Origin of the sequence: Psychrobacter glaciei (assembly GCF_014652895.1) — a bacterium.
GTDB lineage: Bacteria > Pseudomonadota > Gammaproteobacteria > Pseudomonadales > Moraxellaceae > Psychrobacter > Psychrobacter glaciei.
The window spans coordinates 959,353-976,143 of the sequence record NZ_BMZR01000001.1; the positions used below are offsets into that span (position 1 = coordinate 959,353).

A 16,791-nucleotide genomic window follows, 5' to 3' on the forward strand; every position below is an offset into this window, starting at 1 on the left:
TATTAAGAATATAGCGCTTATTTTAATAGTAAATGGAAAAATAGATACAGATAGTGTTTGTACTGTGCTATACTGCGTCGCCACGTTAGCATTGACTAGCGTGAATTATGAGATTGATAACATCGCCTGCGATTTTGGGTCTAGGATGACCATAAGTAATTGTTGCCGATGATTTTGTGTACTTAAATAACCTTTTAAAAAATATCAGTTATTTTTGACTCATATCTTATCTACTGGCCCATAGAAATATGGTCTAGATTGGTTGTTGTTTGCCTTTATCTGCTTTGGACAAAGCATTGATAATGCGCTGATATCAGGCAAGGATAAGACACTCGGCACTACCACCAAAATACGTCAGACAGCACGAACGCATTTATTGAAGAAGTAGAGCTTTATTAGCTTGGCTTCTGATTATCGACATTTTCATATTGCTCGGTAATCTCTTAATAAAAGCAGCGTGGTGAACGGTTATCAGTGGTATGCATCAAGTTTGCTGAATTTACAGCAGCTTATACTTACCAAGGATTCTCATGACTGACATCTTATCTGCAATCGCCGCTGAAAATGGCATTATCGAAGACACCACTCAAAACACAACTACTAATGAAGCAGCTTCTACTGACGCTGACGCTTCTGACGAAAATCAAGTTACTTTTACTGACCTCGGTATTGCCAAGCCAATTTTGACCGCGCTTGATCGCAGTGGTTATACAAACCCAACACCTATTCAAGCACAAGCCATTCCTTTTGCTCTAGCGGGTCGTGACCTTCTCCTATCAGCGCAAACCGGTAGTGGTAAAACGGCAGCTTTCGTTATCCCTGTACTTGATCGTTTAAGCCGCGCCACTAGCTTTGACAAACTAACCAAAGCACTTATCCTAACACCAACGCGTGAACTTGCTCAGCAAGTACATGACAGCGTTCGTACCTACTCTAAAGATATGCGCGGTTTGTTCTGTGTGCCATTAGTAGGCGGCGCACCGTACAACGGTCAGATTACTGCTTTGAAAAAAGGCGTACAAGTTATCGTTGCGACCCCTGGTCGTTTACTTGACCATATCAATGCCGGTCGCGTTGACTTGTCAAACCTAGAAGTATTGGTACTTGATGAAGCTGACCGTATGCTAGACATGGGTTTTGCTGATGACATCAGTGATATCCTACGTGCTGCACCAACGGATCGTCAAACCATCATGTGTTCAGCAACTTGGGATGGCCCAGTAGGTAAAATCGCTGCCAGCTTCACTAAGAACCCTGAGCGCGTATCAATCAAAGTAGAATCTGCACATATCGAAGAAAAAGTGTACTACTGTGATGATTTTGATCATAAAAACCGTTTGCTTGACAAAATCGTTTGCCAGCAAGACATGGAACAGATCATTATCTTTGCTGCTACCAAGCGTAGCACTGAAAAACTGGCCAAACAGCTACAAGAAGCGGGTCATAAAGCAAGCTTCCTACATGGTGATTTGCCACAAAGCAAGCGTAACCGTATCGTTCAAGACTTGCGTAATGGCAAAATTAAAATCCTAGTAGCGACTGACGTTGCCGCTCGTGGTCTAGATATCCCAGCTATCTCGCACGTTATCAACTATGACTTGCCACGTCAGACTGAAGATTACGTCCATCGTATTGGTCGTTGTGGTCGTGCTGGTCGTACTGGTATCGCTATCAGCTTGTGTAGCATGGATGATCGTCCACAGCTAAACGCGATCAACCGTTATTTAGATCGCAAAATGGAAGTATGTATCATTGAAGGCATGGAGCCTAAGAAGACTTATGTACCTAGCGAAAACAAAGGCAATGGTCGTGGCCGTGGTCGTGGTCGTTCAAACGGTGGCGGCGGTAATGGTCAAGGCCGTGGTCGCTCAAGCGGTGGCTATCAAGGTAATCCTGCTAATGCTCGCGGTCGCTCAAGTGACAGCGCTTCAACCGGTCAACGCGCAAGCAATGACAGCGGTTATCAAGGTAAGCCACGTGATTCATCTGGTAAGCCAAATGAGCGTTCAGGTGGCAAGCCGTATCAAGGCAAGCGCACTGGTGCTCCTAGCCGTGGTGATAGCACTGGCGTTCCACGCGGTGAGCGTGCTGCAACGGGTCGTGGTCGTCCAAGCGGCAGCCAAGGTCGCCCAGCTGGTCGTGCTGACAGCCGTGGTCAAGGTCGTTCAAGCGGCGGTAACCGTAGTAACAACTCGTAATACCGTTATATTTGATGATTAATAAAGGTTATTAATAAAATAATCCTTACTTAATCGGATAAAAATAGCGTCAAAAAGCCAGATACTTGTTATCTGGCTTTTTTGTGCGTGGTGGTTTTATGTGTATCCAATTATGGCGTGTTCTCAAGTCAATCTAGTATTCTCTAAATGGGCTAACAATGAGGACACGCTCTAGGGCGTGTCTTCATTTCAAAAATGGTGATAAAAATGAGATAAATTGCCGTCAAACAAGAAAAATAGCGCAGATAATATCGGGATATTAACCAGCTATTTGACGATGTTTGGCAAGATTTAGCCATTTTTAGCCCATTGAGATGACTATCGAGTGAATTGAAGACACGCCCTAGTACTGATAAGCTGCCAAAACGAACAAATATATCTTTGTAGTCAATCGTTGCTTGCACCTGTTTTTCGCCTTATCTATACTGATTCACTTTTGCTAGCTGTAACTCGGAGTACCTTGATGCCTGATATTTCTCATTTAGCCATTGATAGCTTGCCGTTAGCCTTTGGTATCATCATGGCTGTTATCGGATTGGTGTTCTACACCCAAGGTTTGCCCGGTAAGTTTTGGCAGCGCTTTTATGCGGTATTGCCGGGTATCGTACTGTGCTGCTTTATACCAGCCACACTGAACAGTTTGGGTGTGTTCGCTGACGGTATTGGTTCGCAGATTTATGGTTTTACTGCTACTTATTTGCTGCCAGCAAGTTTGCTATTGATGACCCTATCAATGGATGTGCCAAAGATATTGGGGTTAGGCTGGAAAGCGATTGCGATGTTCTTCGCTGCCAGTATTGCCATTGTCATCAGTGGCCCGATTAGCTTGGGTATCGCTAAGTGGGTGTCGCCGAGTATGTTTACCGACGACACTCTGTGGCGCGGATTTTCGGCGGTGGCGGGTAGTTGGATAGGCGGTGCCGCCAACCAGGCGGCCATGAAGGAGCTATTTGGGGTCAGTGATGATTTGTTTGGCATGATGATTTTGGTCGATACGACCAATGCCTCATTGTGGCTATTGGCGATATTAATCATGGCAAAGCATAGCGATAAGATAGATCGCCTATTGAGAGCGGATACCAGCAGTATCGATAAAGTGATTAAAGCGGTTGAAAGCTACGAGCGTGATCATACGCGTCCAGCGACACTGAATGATTTGATGGTGATGTTTGGCTTATGCTTTGCGATGGTTGGGGTGGCGCATTTCATAGGTGGTCAGATTGCAGAGTTTTTTGCACCTTATAGCTGGGCGGTACAGTATAGCTTTGCCAGCTCGTTCTTTTGGATGGTGGTGATTATCACTTTAATAGGAGTGATTTTTTCTTTTACTAAAATTCGCAGGCTTGATCATGTGGGTGCCTCCAAAATCGGTACCGTATTTATCTTTGTATTAATTGCGGCTATTGGCATGCAAATCAATCTAGCAGGTATTGTCTCGCAGTGGCGATTACTACTTATTGGTCTATTGTGGATGAGTATTCACGTCGTTATCATTTTTGCGGTCGCTAGAGTCATTCGTGCGCCATTTTTCTTTCTAGCAGTGGGCTCTAACGCAAATACTGGCGGTGCGTCATCGGCACCCATTGTCGCAACGGCCTTTCATCCATCGTTAGCACCAGTTGGCGTATTTTTAGGTATTTTGGGTTATGCAGTGGGCACGTTTGGTGGTTATATCAGTACGCAGCTAATGCGATTGGTGGTGACATAACCTTATAATTTGAAAAAATGGTTATAAAAAAAGCAGCATAAGATCGATTTATGCTGCTTTTTCTACGTCTGTCGGTTGATCCTAACCATTCATTTAAAACAGTTTTTGCCCTTTATATCCCTATCCCCAATAACCATCAGGACATTTAGGCAGTTCCACCAAAATACGACGTAGCTCCTCTGACCATTGATGGCGAATGCTGTTGAAATACTCATCATTCTCATCAATACGTCGGCCAGTGGGCATGGTCAGGCTGTCATTGTCATACAGTATAAAGTCAATTGGCATGCCCACTGACAAGTTTGATTGAATGGTTGAGTCGAATGATAGCATCAACGCGCGGGCTGCATGTCTTACGTCTGTATTGTAGCTGACAGAACGATCTAGAATGGGTTTGCCATATTTGCTTTCACCTAACTGAAAAAACGGGGTGTCTTCAGTGGCTTTGATACAATTGCCTGCAGGATAAATCATGTATAACTCAGGCGGCTGGCCTTTTATTTGACCACCCAGCATAAAAGAGCTGGTAAAGGCGCCATCGACACTAGAATTAGCGACTTTTTTTGCATGGTTCATTTTTTCACGCATGCATTCACCAACCATTTGCGCGGCATCAAATAAAGTCGGGACCGTATTGAGATTGCTCTCAAGACGCTGGTCAATATCGTTTTGCAGCTTGTTAAACACCGCCTGCGATGTCGCTAAGCTGCCAGCTGTCTGTAATACTATAAAGCGCTCGCCCTCAACGCCATATTGATAGAGTTTCCTAAAGGTTGAGATATGATCAACCCCAGCATTGGTACGTGTGTCGCTAGCAAAAACCATCCCTTCTTTCAGACGTATAGCGGCACAATAAGTCATAACTGATCCTTAGTAGAATAGGCTTAAAAATAGCCTATGATAATCTCGAAACCAATACTTGACTGTAAAGGTTTTCATAACCGCCGCCCATTCTAACACCGCGGACAGGAGCTGTATCTAAATAGTCTCGACCAATGGCGACGTAGACATGAGAGCTTGGTTGAAACAGCTGATTTGAGATATCAAAGGTGTACCAGTAACCGTCCAGCCATACTTCTGCCCACGCATGACTGGCCATATGGTTTTCGGTATCGTCGTATAGATAGCCTGACACATAACGGGCTGGGATATGCTGATCCCGTAAGCAGCCTAAAAACACATGGGTGTGATCTTGGCAAACGCCAGCGCCTGTCGCAAAAGACTCAGTCGCTGTCGTACCGACATGAGTCACATCTTTCACAAACGGCATCTTCATGATAAGGGCATTGGCCATCGACTTTAGGCTGTCATGCGTGGGGTTTTTTAGATAGGGTGCTGAAAACTCACGCATCTCTTGTGAACATTTGGTCAATGGTGTTTGTACCGTAAAGAGCAGATAGGGGACATGTGCCATATCCTCTAAACGTTTGGTCTCTGTATCAATCTCCACGATACCTGACGCTTGCATCTGCAAGTTATTATGTGCCTCATTACGGCTTAGCGTGAGCCAGTCATTGCCGAAGCCGTCCTTTTGATTGGTCGCCACTTTAGGGAGCATCACCTCCCATTTGTGAATGATTTGGTGCGGCATTTGCATGGGAGTCATACGTATATACTGGACACTGCGCTGTGCAAGCTCGCCGTAATAATAGTTGGTTTGATGGCTGATTTGAAGTTTCATGATAGCTTCCTATTTTTCTGTTTATTTCATATGTATGGTCAATCCCATATAGATCGGATATGGCGTCAGGCTTGCTTAGTCTACTATTGGTAGTACTGTTACTCGCCTTGCTATTATCCAAATTATCTGGAATCGACTGTATCATTAGCGCCTGTAATCATCTTGCGACTAGACACCTTGACGCAAGATGATATTAAACTCTTTGCTAATCAGCTGAAAATCACTAAATTTCTTCGATCTAATCATCTGATTGGCCAGACGTGTCAGCTCACGCCAGCGCGTGTTTTCAGGCAGCTCATTGATCCAGTACTTAAACTCAAGACTGACTTCTATTGAGTCCTCTTCCAGTAGCACAGCCCGCTCTAGCTGCTCAAAATGACGCCCTAATTGCCAGAAGCAGGTCACCGTTGGATGCTCTTGTTTCATAGCTGCGTTACATGCATGTAGCTGCAAGGTTGCAGCCCGATAAGTACCAGCACTTGAAAGCCGCTTAATCAAATTATATAACTCAGCCGTGTCTTTACCAATGACGCCTTTGGCCTCTTGCACATTGTCATCTATCGATTGAACGATGTTCGGTATGATATTTCGTTCCAGATCAGACAGCATCTGCGCTTTCATGGTCTTAAACGATTCATCCGCATCCGCGTCAAAACCTAAATGGCTGATTAAATGCTTCAGCTGTGATTTTTTGAGATCGTCTTTGACCAGTTGCTTCATGACATTATCATAGTAATACAGGCGCTCGCTGTATCGGCCTAGCCATATGAGATGACTGGCAGTGGAAAGTAGCAAGATCATCGGTGCGTCATCTAGCATCTCATAGCCTGCTTCTTTAGGCTGCACACGATCATAATAGTTGGCGTGATCTGAGTTGTTGGCATCTAAAGGCACAGGCGTGTATTTGCCAGCTTGACCATTACCGTTTGGTTTTTTGGTTTCAGATTGTAGGTGACTGTCATCGACGACCCAAGTGTCCTTAATACCGCCACCTTGTGATGAGTTGACGACTAATGAGCCCTCAACCATGGCCACACGAGTCAAGCCACCCGGTACGATATCGACTGTGCCATCGCCGTGACTGAGGATAAAGGGACGCAGATCAATGTGACGCGGCGCAATGCCATCGCTGACAGCAGTGGGGTTGGTCGATAACGAAATAGTCGGCTGGGCAATGAAACCGGCTGGGTTTTCAAGTAGGCGCAGGCGATACTCTTCAATCTCCTTTTTGGTAGAAGTCGGCCCAATAAGCATGCCGTAGCCTCCCGAACCTTGGGTTTCTTTTACGACTAGCTTGTCTAAATTATCAAGCACGTATTTGAGCTCATCAGGCTTGCGGCATTGATAGGTTTCTATATTAGGCAGAATCGGCTCTTCGTTTAGATAGAATTTAATCATGTCTGGTACAAAAGGATATAGGCTCTTATCATCAGCCACACCTGTACCTGGTGCATTTACGATAACGACATTACCAGCGCGATAGGCGCTCATTAGCCCTGAGACGCCCAATATCGAGTCAGATTGAAAAGCGAGCGGATCAATATAGGGGTCATCAATGCGTCGGTAGATCACATCGATTTGTACCTTGCCACGAATACCTTGCATATAGACTTTACTGTCCTCAACTACCAAATCATAACCATGTACGAGTGGCACATTCATCTCATGTGCTAAGAACGCATGCTCATAATAGGCACTGTTAAAGCGGCCAGGTGTCAAGATGACAACTTGTGGATCATATTTGGAGGTTGAGCTGGCAAGACAGGCTTTGAGGCGGTCGGGATAATCACTGATGCCCATAATAGAGGTGTCAGCAAACATATCAGACAATAATGTCTCTGATATTTTACGGCTCTCAAGCATATAGGAGACACCAGACGGAGTACGCAAATTGTCCTCTAATACACAGAACTTGCCAGACTCGTCACGGATCAAGTCGATACCACTGATATGCGAGTAGATGGGTTTGTCAAGCTCAATACCCATCATCCAAGGCTCATAGCAGCCGCTGGCATAGACATAGCTGGCAGGCACGATGTCGGCCTTCATGATGGCTTGGTCATGGTAGATGTCATGCAAAAAAGCATTGAGTGCGGTGATGCGCTGCTTACAACCGGCTTCTATCAGACGCCACTCGCTTGCAGCAATAATACGGGGGATAATATCAAACGGAATCATACGCTCGATGTTTTTGGCATCGCTATAGACGGTAAAGGTAACGCCCTTACGATAAAAGATATTTTCTGCTTGTTCGTTTAGATAATTGAGGGCATCCATGTTGATGTTATCAAGCCAATTACCAACGGCTTTTGCAACTGGGCGATACTGACCTTTAGCCGTTTGGAGCTCATCAAAACTTGGTGCTCGTGATGGGGGAGTATCTGCTAAATTCTTGACGGGTGTATCCTCTGACTGATTCTGTGATTGGCTTTGCGATGGCTCTGAAGCGTTGTCTTTTGTACTTGTTTTAGGGGCAGCCGTGTCCTTATTTGTGCTTTGATTCTGACTTTGGTCTTGCGACTGGTCTTCTTGTGATTGATTTTGGCTCTGAGACTGAGACTGAGATTGAGATGATTTTTTATTCATAAATACCACACGTATCCTTGGTAGAATCTAGATGATAGTGGACAGACAATAGCGTCAATTCGCCATACATAGCGCCTGTATCTTGTATGAACTATACAACGTCTACTGGGCAATATACAACAATCGTTCTATAATAAAATGGAATATATTCAATATGTTATGAATTAGGATATTACAAACAAGTGTTCTATAGTCCACTAAATAAGACAAGAAATCGTTGAACAAGGTCAATAAAACCATGAAAAAATACCATCGTTCTTTAATACTGGCAGGTATAGGATTGTCAGCGACTATCAGTGTGACTGGCTGTGGTAGCGAACCACAACAAGATATCTTGCCCGCTGGTAGCACAGTGATAGCGCTTGGCGATTCATTGACTTATGGCTATGGCGCGAGTCCAGAAACTGCCTATCCTAAGGTACTTGCAGACTTAAGCAAATGGAGAGTCATTAATGCAGGTGTCAATGGCGATACATCCGCAGATGTGCTGGCTCGGGTGGACGAAATCACTAAGCAAAACCCTGACTTGGTACTGCTTGGCGTGGGTGGAAATGATGTGCTGCAGCGTATTGCACCTGATACGACGCGTGCCAATATTACCGAAACGATTAATCAGTTTAAATCCGCTGACATTTCAGTGGTACTGATGGCACAGCCTTATTTTAGTACCAGTGCGCTGTTCGGTAAGGCCAGTGACAACCCTATTTATGAAGACATTGCAGATGCTGAAGATGTCCCTTTATATTCGAGTGGTTGGTCGACTGTGCTATCAGATGACGCATTAAAATCTGATAGAATTCATGCCAATGCTGCAGGTTATAGACAGTTCGCCGAAGGATTACATGGTTATTTAAAAGACGAAGGCTGGGTACGTTAAACCGAAATTTAAACCACAGTTTTTAAGTTTAAAAATTATGAGTAGGGCGTATGTCTGTAGTCAGTGTATGAAGCACAAAAAAGCAGAGAGTTTGTTGACTAGGCTCTCTGCTTTTTTATTTTCATTTTGCTAATGATAAATAGTCGATAAATTTTATAGTCAGACTTTTATAGCCTAGTCTTTTTCATTATCACCCATGACTACTACCAAACCTTCATCAGCAGCTATTTTACCTTCGCAGATATCTTTATAAACCTCTAGCAAGCCATTGACTCCATCAAGCTCCTGAATCTTTAGCCATTCATTGGTTTTTTCGGTGCTATTCATGATGTAGCGCATAGAGCGTTTATTGAACTCTTCAGGACCCCATTCTTTCATGCATTGCTGTACATGACTGGGCGCAAAAAACTGTTGGCTACGTTCTTGAATAATACCGTCTACATGGCGCGGTTCGTCCCAATGCGTGAGACCGACATTGCTAGTGTAGCGCATGTTATCGCCTAAGTGTCTATGTAGACGGCTGAGCACGTCGGTATTGGCCGACATATCGACAATGACCGTAGGTTTGCTGGCGTCAATCTGCTCAAGCGTGTCGTAGCTCAATACGCTGTCATAGGCGTCGATTGAATTGACGAAATCTATATGACGGTTTGAGGTGAGGCCGATAACGTGCGGCGCGTCTTTATCATCAGTGAGGCCATAGGCTAGGCCAATACTAGTTTTACTAGAGGCACTGATAATCACCACTTGCTCTGCGCCAAACCAGTCATTGCGCTTTAATAAATCATGCAAGCAGAATGAGGTTAAGTGCAATACGAACAGTAGCATGCGCTGATTGTCATTGGCATGGTCATAACCAGGTTCATGATTGACGCGCTGATACATATTGTAGCCAGGCGGCAGCTCGGCACGATGGGCACTACCATCGAGCAGGCTGGTTTGCGTGACTCGCTTGGGGGTAATCACCAATTCGCTGGCAGGCGGAAAGTAACCAAATAGTCGCTCACCGACGGGCAGCGCATTGCTATTGGACTCCACAACATCGGCAAAGCCCCAGACTGGAATAATGCCCCATTTTTCGGGTTCATTCCCATTTGGCGGAAAAAACTGCCAATAGCGTAATTGGTCGCCCATGACTGCATAAGTAATGTTATTGGCAGTAAAAGCAAAGCGATCAACTTTGACGCGTACTTCACCATCGCCAAGAGTGTGTATAGGCGTCTCTTGCAGGCGAGCTTGGGTTAGGTTTGCTTTGTTGGTTTGAAATTCTGTCATAGTCGCTTCCTTGATAGATATTATTGGCAGTTCTAGCATTTTTTAGGCATTAGCGGTGTTGGCGTGACGTGCTGCCGTGATTTGCATAATTTCACCCATGAGCTTGGGCATGTTTGCAGCGGCTTTTGGTCCTGCTTCTTTTAGACGTTTAAGGATAGCTAGCTCTTCAGGTGGCGTATCTTCGCTGGCACCTACCAATTTGGTGAAACCGTCTAAGCGATTGTTAATCATCCATTCACGTAGCGCAGGCTCTTTTGACCAACGCATCTGATTCTGCATTTGTTTAACGAGCCCAACCAAAAAGTCTGTATCATGATTTGGGATTGGCACCACTTGGCACAACTCGTTCTTGACAGTTTCATCATCATAATTGGCTTCAATGTGAGCGATGAATGCTGCGCTGAATACAGGCTGATAGGTACGTACGGTTTGTACTACCACGGTATCACCTTTGAATACATCGTACGTCTCTGTTACTGGCACTGCGCGTGCAGAGCAATCGATATGCATTGTGTTGGGAGTGGTAGCAATGCTGTCATCACCGAAATAAATCTTGTCAGTCTCTAAACGGGTCACGCGTCCTTTACGCACAATGTTTTCAACTCTACGTAACTGCTTAAGCTCTTCACTACTAATGGTAGCACCATGGAACATTTGCGGGCGTACATTTGGATCAATACGCATTAATACGCCGCCTTTTTCTAAACGGTCAAAAAGGTCTTCGATATTTTCAGCATCGGCAATTGCTTCTGCCTGAGTGGCCTGTGCTCCAATAGTATGGGTGAAAAAATCACGAGAGGGCTGGGTGTTCTGACGATCAATTAGCCAAGCGTCTCTGGGCATAATCCACGTGATATGGTCTGGGTTGATATGATTTTCTAGTAGCCATAAAACCGCATCGATACCTGTTTTGCCGCCACCTATAATGACATAACCATTATGTGATGTGGTTATACTCGGCAAGTCATTTAGCGGGCCAAATTTCACACCTTCAGCAATCTTAAAATTAGGGGTATGGGTTGCTGGTACTGAAGTTTTGAAGTAAGTGCCATCAATGATTTTTTTATTGACCTTAACCGCATAGCTGGTATCAGACAGCAACGATGAAAACTTGCCGTCGCCTTTGTACTCACACATCGGGAAGTATGTCACGCGTCCGCTTGGTAAAAACGTGTGCTTCATGACTTTGTCAAAATAGGCCATAACTTCTGCGCCTGATGCCAGCTCAGACAAGCCTTTGTTTAAACCAATCTTATCAATCATACCGCCGCAAAGCTCACGTGAGCTAACACCATAAAAAGACGATGGCTGATGCAGTGTGACAAACGAATAGGCGTCATTCCAATGGCCACCTGGCTTATGATGTTTATCAACGATAATGATATTGGCATCTGTCTCTGTGAGCAGTACATCAGCAAAAGCCATGCCCACCGCGCCACTACCAATGATTAGATAATCCGTTTCTAGCTGTTGAATACTCATAGCGTCCTTACTCTCAAGTTAAATTTTTATCAATACAATCAATTCATAATCGTTTGTGCATAACAGTGTTATATACTAGAATAACGCTGTTATAATTGTCAAGAGATAGTGAGAATCTAATGGATGCCAGAACCAAAATACTAAACGCAGCATCTGAGCTTTTCTTAGAAGGCGGCGGGGATGCCTTAAGCGTGCGCGGTATCTCTAAACGCGCAGGATTGTCCACCATCGGTATATACAGTCACTTCCAAGGCAAGCAAGGCATATTAGATGCGCTGTACATTGAAGGATTTAACCTAGTCCGTGAAGCTATGGATGTCATTCCGGAAGGCAAGGCAAGCAAAGAGCAAGTGCTAGAGGCGTGCCTAGGGTATCTCAATGTTGGCGCGCAACATGAGGCCCATTATCGGCTGATTTTTGGGGAGTCTGATGCAGGATATCAGCCCTCAAGCGAGGCCATTGCAGCAAGAGATAGTGCTTTCTCAAAATTGGTACGGGTGGCTGGTTCTTATTTGCCAGAGGATGCTAGCGCGACGGAGCGTCGACAAATAGCGCTAGATATCTGGGCAATCGTGCATGGCTATGTAAGTATCAGCCACCATATGGTGTTTACCCATGATATAGATTTAGATTGGAAGACGATGGCTCTGCGAGTGGTAGAAGTACAGTTGGATGCCGTTGACATAACTAAAGCTAAAGTAAAGCCCTTCTAAAGACGATCGTAATTAGCAGTATAGATATCAAACAGCAATCAATAAATACTCATAATAAGCAGACAATTGGCATTTCAATCAACCGCTCTTTTATTCAAAAAAAATAAATAAGTAAACATGGATTTTTTGTCTTGTAAACCATATTTTTTTAGGTTACTTTTTAACATTGATTACATTTCTTTGACCAAGGAGAGGCCGTTTGAATACTATCTTATCACCGCTTACCGTTTCAGTCGTTGCAGCTCTAACAATGCTAACAGGCTCGCAAACATTTGCAGATGCTCAGTACGGTACTTATGGTGAAGAAACGGCGTTAACGCTTGCCCGCGATTATGCTGGCAGGTATACAGGTTCTGACAAAGAAGTCCAAGCTGCTGACTATATGCAGCAGCGTATGACCATCGATGGCAGTAATAACCAAGTCAATCGCCAAACTTTCGATTTCGTAGCGCCTCGTGGTTTATTCAAAGGTGAGACGTTAACGAGCAATAACGTTGTCGTGACTCAAAAAGGCAGTGCTGATACCAACAGAACGCTGTTTGTCGGTGCACATTATGATTCTGCCGTCGCCTATCCAAATTATGAGAATTTAGAGGCGTTGGATGATAACGCTTCTGGATCTGGCGTCTTAACTGAGTTGACCAGAAACCTGACTGGCATTGAAACAGAGCATGACATTCAGTTTGTAGCATTTGGTGCAGAGGAGGGTGGTCTCAATGGTTCAAAGGCGTTTGTTAATCAGCTCACGGACGCAGAAAAAACGACCGCACTGGGTATGATTAACCTAGACAGTCTGATTACAGGCGACAAAATGTATGCCAACGCAGGGCGAAATGCTTATGACAATAACGGCAATGAAGTGGCTGCCAATGTAAGTTTGCGTGAAAATGCGCTGCGTATTGCTAAAGAGCTTGGTATTACAGTGGAGGTCAATCCAGCCATTATTGCACCAGGTAATACAGAACCATACGAGCCTTATGGCGTTGGGTGCTGTAGTGATCAAGAGTCTTTTGATAGCGTCATGCAGGTCGTAGGATTTGAGGCAACCAACTGGAGCCTCGGGCCTGACTATGATGGTTATACACAAACTGAAAACCCAGATATCCCAGGCGGCTATACGTGGCATAACCCTGCATTAGACAATGAGGAAGTGCTCACGGCGGCCTTTGGCGCAGAACGACTATCACAAAGAATGCGCGACTACTCTCGTATCATTAGTAAATTGATTGTCGAGCAAACGAATGCCGATATCATCGCCTCAACCAAAAGCGCTATCACTCTGCAAAACACAATGGGCGCCGCATTAAAAATTAATGCTACCGACTCACATTCAGCTGTGCTTGAACGTGCCAATGCTTTGGCGCTACAGGCAATGGATAACACCAATCCAATGGATTATGAGTCGCGTGCTCAGGTTTGGGTAGATGGATCTCAAAGCTATGTGGACGCTGATAATGCACAAGAAGGCACTCGTGCCAATATTGGTCTATATGGCGAGTACGTTATACAACCTAGCTGGCGTGTTGGCGTAGGTGTGCAAGCGGCCAATCAAAACAATAAAAGCGTAGAAAACGGTATTAAAAAAGATACGAGTTATGGTGTTCAGGCCTACTCGTTACTGGGCGGCAAAGACACAGCTTGGTGGAATACTACTTCTTTAAGTCTGTCTAAGCATGACTTGGACGTTAATAGAACCGTCAGGCTGGATGGTAATGATGGTATCAATATTATCAACAATAGCGAACGTGGTAATTCTGATGCCGATGTGTTTAGCGCACACAATGAGCTTGGATATAATTTTCTTATGCAAAAAAATATCGCCCATGGTGCCTTTTTGGGTCTCAATTACAGTGATACAGACATAGAGGGTTATACCAGTGGCAATGGTAATTCTCGCACTGCGCTCAAGATTGATGATACCTCTAGCGAGGCATGGGATTCAGAGCTTGGTTACCAGTTACAGTATGGTTTTAATTTGATGGGCACGCCTGCCAAGCTTCAAGGCAAAGTCGCTTATGTGCATGTGATTGAAGATGGTCTAATAGATAATTTATCGACCACGTCTTTAGCTGATGGTCGGACAAGAGAGGTTAGCATCACTCAAGCAGATAAAGACGACGATTATGGACGTTTTGAGCTGAGTGTGAGTAACAAGGTTCATAAAAACGTTTATGCGTATCTGAATGGCGACACCACCTTTGCACGTGACGATAAAGACAGCTCAGTACAACTAGGCTTGCAATATCAGTTTTAAATATCAATGTATGATGTAAGTCTGCGCTGCTCAATAATTGATTTATGAGCAGCGTTTTTTTTCTTATATATTTCAATATACCAATTATAATGGCGTATTATTGGTTACCGCTATAATATTCAGAGGTGGTAATAAAAAATGTGTTCCAAATATTATAAGAATAGGGGTGATGTGTATGTTTGGCATTATAAAAGACTGGCGTGAACAGCGTATATTGGACAACAGCGAGTTTACCCATGCCGATTGGGTACAAGCGGCTGAGCGTATTGTGATACTGGATAGATTAAACAATGACGAGATGACGCATCTGTTTGAGCTGGCGACTTTGTTTTTGGCTGATAAATCCATTACTGGTGCGCAAGGGTTTGAAATAACCAATGCTGTTAGGCAGTCTATTGCGCTGCAAGCCTGTTTGCCTATCTTAAACCTAAGCCTTGAATGGTACGCTGGCTGGTCATCTGTCATTATCTATCCAGGTTCATACAAAAGCGACAGCACTACTGTAGATGAGTTTGGTATCGTCCACGAAGGCAGTCAGCACCGTAGTGGGGAAGCATGGCAGCGAGGTCCTGTTATATTGTCATGGAAAGATGCCAAACATTCAGGCGAACGCGATGGTCATAATGTCGTGATTCATGAGTTTGTGCACAAACTTGATATGATGAATGGCCGCGCCAACGGTTTTCCACCGATGCAACCTGATATGGATCCTGCGCGCTGGACTGAGATTATGGCGCGAGATTTTGAGGACTTTCAAACCCATCGCAAGTCAGGGCTAGATCGCTATGGAACGACCAATCCTGCGGAATTTTTTGCGGTTCTGAGTGAAGTGTTTTTTGAGACACCGCAAAAGCTAGTGGACGCGTATCCAGATATTTATGAGATTATGGTGAAATTCTTTAAGCAAACACCACTATGAATAAAGAGTACAGAACCTAAAGCCTTCAATACGGGCTGATCAATTGAAGGCTTTAGGATTGGGAAGCTGAGATGATTAACGCTATAAATGACGACATGTCAACAGTAGAGATCTATGAAAGTGCTGATGGAAAGGCGCAAGTAGATGTACGTTTTGAGCAAGAGACCGTCTGGTTGTCACAAGCACAAATGACCGAGTTATTTGGTCGTGACCAATCCGTGGTTTCTCGTCATATTGCCAATGCCATAAAAGATGAAGAAATCGATGAAAAAAGCAATATGCAAAAAATGCATATTGCAAATTCAGACCGTCCGGTGACTTTTTATGACTTAGACGTGGTTATATCAGTCGGTTATCGCATAAAATCTCCTCAAGGTGTGCAATTTAGGCGTTGGGCAACACAGCGCCTACGTGAGTACTTGGTACAAGGCTATACGCTCAATCAACAGCGCTTCGATAAAAACTCTACTGAATTGCAACAAGCGCTAAAACTAATCAAGAAAACCGCACAAAGTCCCGAGCTTAAAACCGACGAAGGACGCGGACTGGTTGAGATTATAAGTCGTTATACGCAGACGTTTTTATGGTTACAGCGCTATGATGAAGGTTTGCTGGATAGTCCTGCAGGACAAGATGGTGGTGTCTTACCCAGTACGGCTGAGGCCATGGCAGCGCTAACTGATTTGAAAGCGCAGCTGATAGATAGGGGTGAGGCGACTGAATTATTTGCCAAGCCTCGTGGTGATGGTTTGGATAGTGTATTGGGTAATTTACAACAAACTGTCTTTGGTGAGCCTGCGTACCCAACTATCGAGAGTAAAGCGGCACATCTACTGTACTTTATGGTAAAAAACCATCCTTTTACTGATGGTAATAAACGCAGCGGCGCTTTTCTGTTCGTGGATTTTTTGCACCGTAATCACCGACTGCTGAATGATAAAGGTGACATGGTCATCAATAATACTGGGCTTGCGGCATTAACCTTATTGGTCGCTGAATCCGACCCCAATCAAAAAGAGACTTTGATTAAACTGATTATGAATATGCTGTCGTTAGAAGGGTAATAAACAGGATTAT

General features: G+C 44.4%; 12 protein-coding genes and 1 pseudogene. 7 read left to right on the forward strand and 6 right to left on the reverse strand.

Annotated features, from left to right (window positions below):
* Nucleotides 1-530: 530 nt before the first annotated feature.
* Nucleotides 531-2,198, forward strand: a complete 1,668-nt coding sequence (csdA, locus tag IE130_RS03970) for a DEAD/DEAH box helicase CsdA (RefSeq protein ID WP_189581957.1) — start codon at nt 531-533, stop codon at nt 2,196-2,198.
* A gap of 484 nt (nt 2,199-2,682) precedes the next feature.
* Complete coding sequence (locus IE130_RS03975; protein WP_189581960.1) at nt 2,683-3,927, forward strand: DUF819 family protein; 1,245 nt, start codon at nt 2,683-2,685, stop codon at nt 3,925-3,927.
* A 120-nt stretch (nt 3,928-4,047) separates the two neighbouring features.
* Here the strand turns inward: IE130_RS03975 and IE130_RS03980 are convergent, their stop codons facing one another.
* From IE130_RS03980 to IE130_RS14150, 4 genes and pseudogenes are all read right to left on the reverse strand, one after another.
* Nucleotides 4,048-4,788, reverse strand: a complete 741-nt coding sequence (locus tag IE130_RS03980; protein WP_189581963.1) for a proteasome-type protease — start codon at nt 4,786-4,788, stop codon at nt 4,048-4,050.
* 34 nt (nt 4,789-4,822) lie between these two features.
* Nucleotides 4,823-5,608, reverse strand: coding sequence for a transglutaminase family protein (locus IE130_RS03985; RefSeq protein WP_189581966.1), 786 nt, complete (start codon nt 5,606-5,608; stop codon nt 4,823-4,825).
* Between the two features lie 168 nt (nt 5,609-5,776).
* Nucleotides 5,777-6,427, reverse strand: a complete 651-nt coding sequence (locus IE130_RS14455; protein ID WP_489434896.1) for an alpha-E domain-containing protein — start codon at nt 6,425-6,427, stop codon at nt 5,777-5,779.
* Between the two features lie 141 nt (nt 6,428-6,568).
* Nucleotides 6,569-8,194, reverse strand: a pseudogene (locus IE130_RS14150) (circularly permuted type 2 ATP-grasp protein); the annotation flags it as partial.
* 238 nt (nt 8,195-8,432) lie between these two features.
* Here IE130_RS14150 and IE130_RS03995 point away from each other — a divergent pair.
* Nucleotides 8,433-9,071 carry a GDSL-type esterase/lipase family protein gene (locus IE130_RS03995; RefSeq protein WP_189581972.1) on the forward strand — a complete coding sequence of 213 codons (639 nt, stop codon included), beginning with the start codon at nt 8,433-8,435 and terminating at the stop codon, nt 9,069-9,071.
* A gap of 174 nt (nt 9,072-9,245) precedes the next feature.
* Here the strand turns inward: IE130_RS03995 and IE130_RS04000 are convergent, their stop codons facing one another.
* Nucleotides 9,246-10,346 (reverse strand): DUF2855 family protein, encoded by a 1,101-nt coding sequence (locus IE130_RS04000; protein ID WP_189581975.1) that lies wholly within the window; start codon nt 10,344-10,346, stop codon nt 9,246-9,248.
* A gap of 42 nt (nt 10,347-10,388) precedes the next feature.
* Nucleotides 10,389-11,828, reverse strand: a complete 1,440-nt coding sequence (locus IE130_RS04005) for an NAD(P)-binding protein (protein WP_189581978.1) — start codon at nt 11,826-11,828, stop codon at nt 10,389-10,391.
* A gap of 119 nt (nt 11,829-11,947) precedes the next feature.
* Between IE130_RS04005 and IE130_RS04010 the strand changes: the two genes are divergently transcribed.
* The 4 genes from IE130_RS04010 (at nt 11,948) to IE130_RS04025 (ending at nt 16,778) form a co-directional block, all read left to right on the forward strand.
* Nucleotides 11,948-12,541 (forward strand): TetR/AcrR family transcriptional regulator, encoded by a 594-nt coding sequence (locus IE130_RS04010; protein WP_189581981.1) that lies wholly within the window; start codon nt 11,948-11,950, stop codon nt 12,539-12,541.
* Nucleotides 12,542-12,740: 199 nt separating this feature from the next.
* The gene (locus tag IE130_RS04015) at nt 12,741-14,795 is read left to right on the forward strand and encodes an autotransporter domain-containing protein (protein WP_189581984.1); all 2,055 of its coding nucleotides are present in this window, start codon (nt 12,741-12,743) and stop codon (nt 14,793-14,795) included.
* A gap of 175 nt (nt 14,796-14,970) precedes the next feature.
* Complete coding sequence (locus tag IE130_RS04020; RefSeq protein ID WP_189581987.1) at nt 14,971-15,714, forward strand: M90 family metallopeptidase; 744 nt, start codon at nt 14,971-14,973, stop codon at nt 15,712-15,714.
* A 71-nt stretch (nt 15,715-15,785) separates the two neighbouring features.
* Nucleotides 15,786-16,778 carry a virulence RhuM family protein/type II toxin-antitoxin system death-on-curing family toxin gene (locus tag IE130_RS04025; protein ID WP_189581990.1) on the forward strand — a complete coding sequence of 331 codons (993 nt, stop codon included), beginning with the start codon at nt 15,786-15,788 and terminating at the stop codon, nt 16,776-16,778.
* Nucleotides 16,779-16,791: the final 13 nt, after the last annotated feature.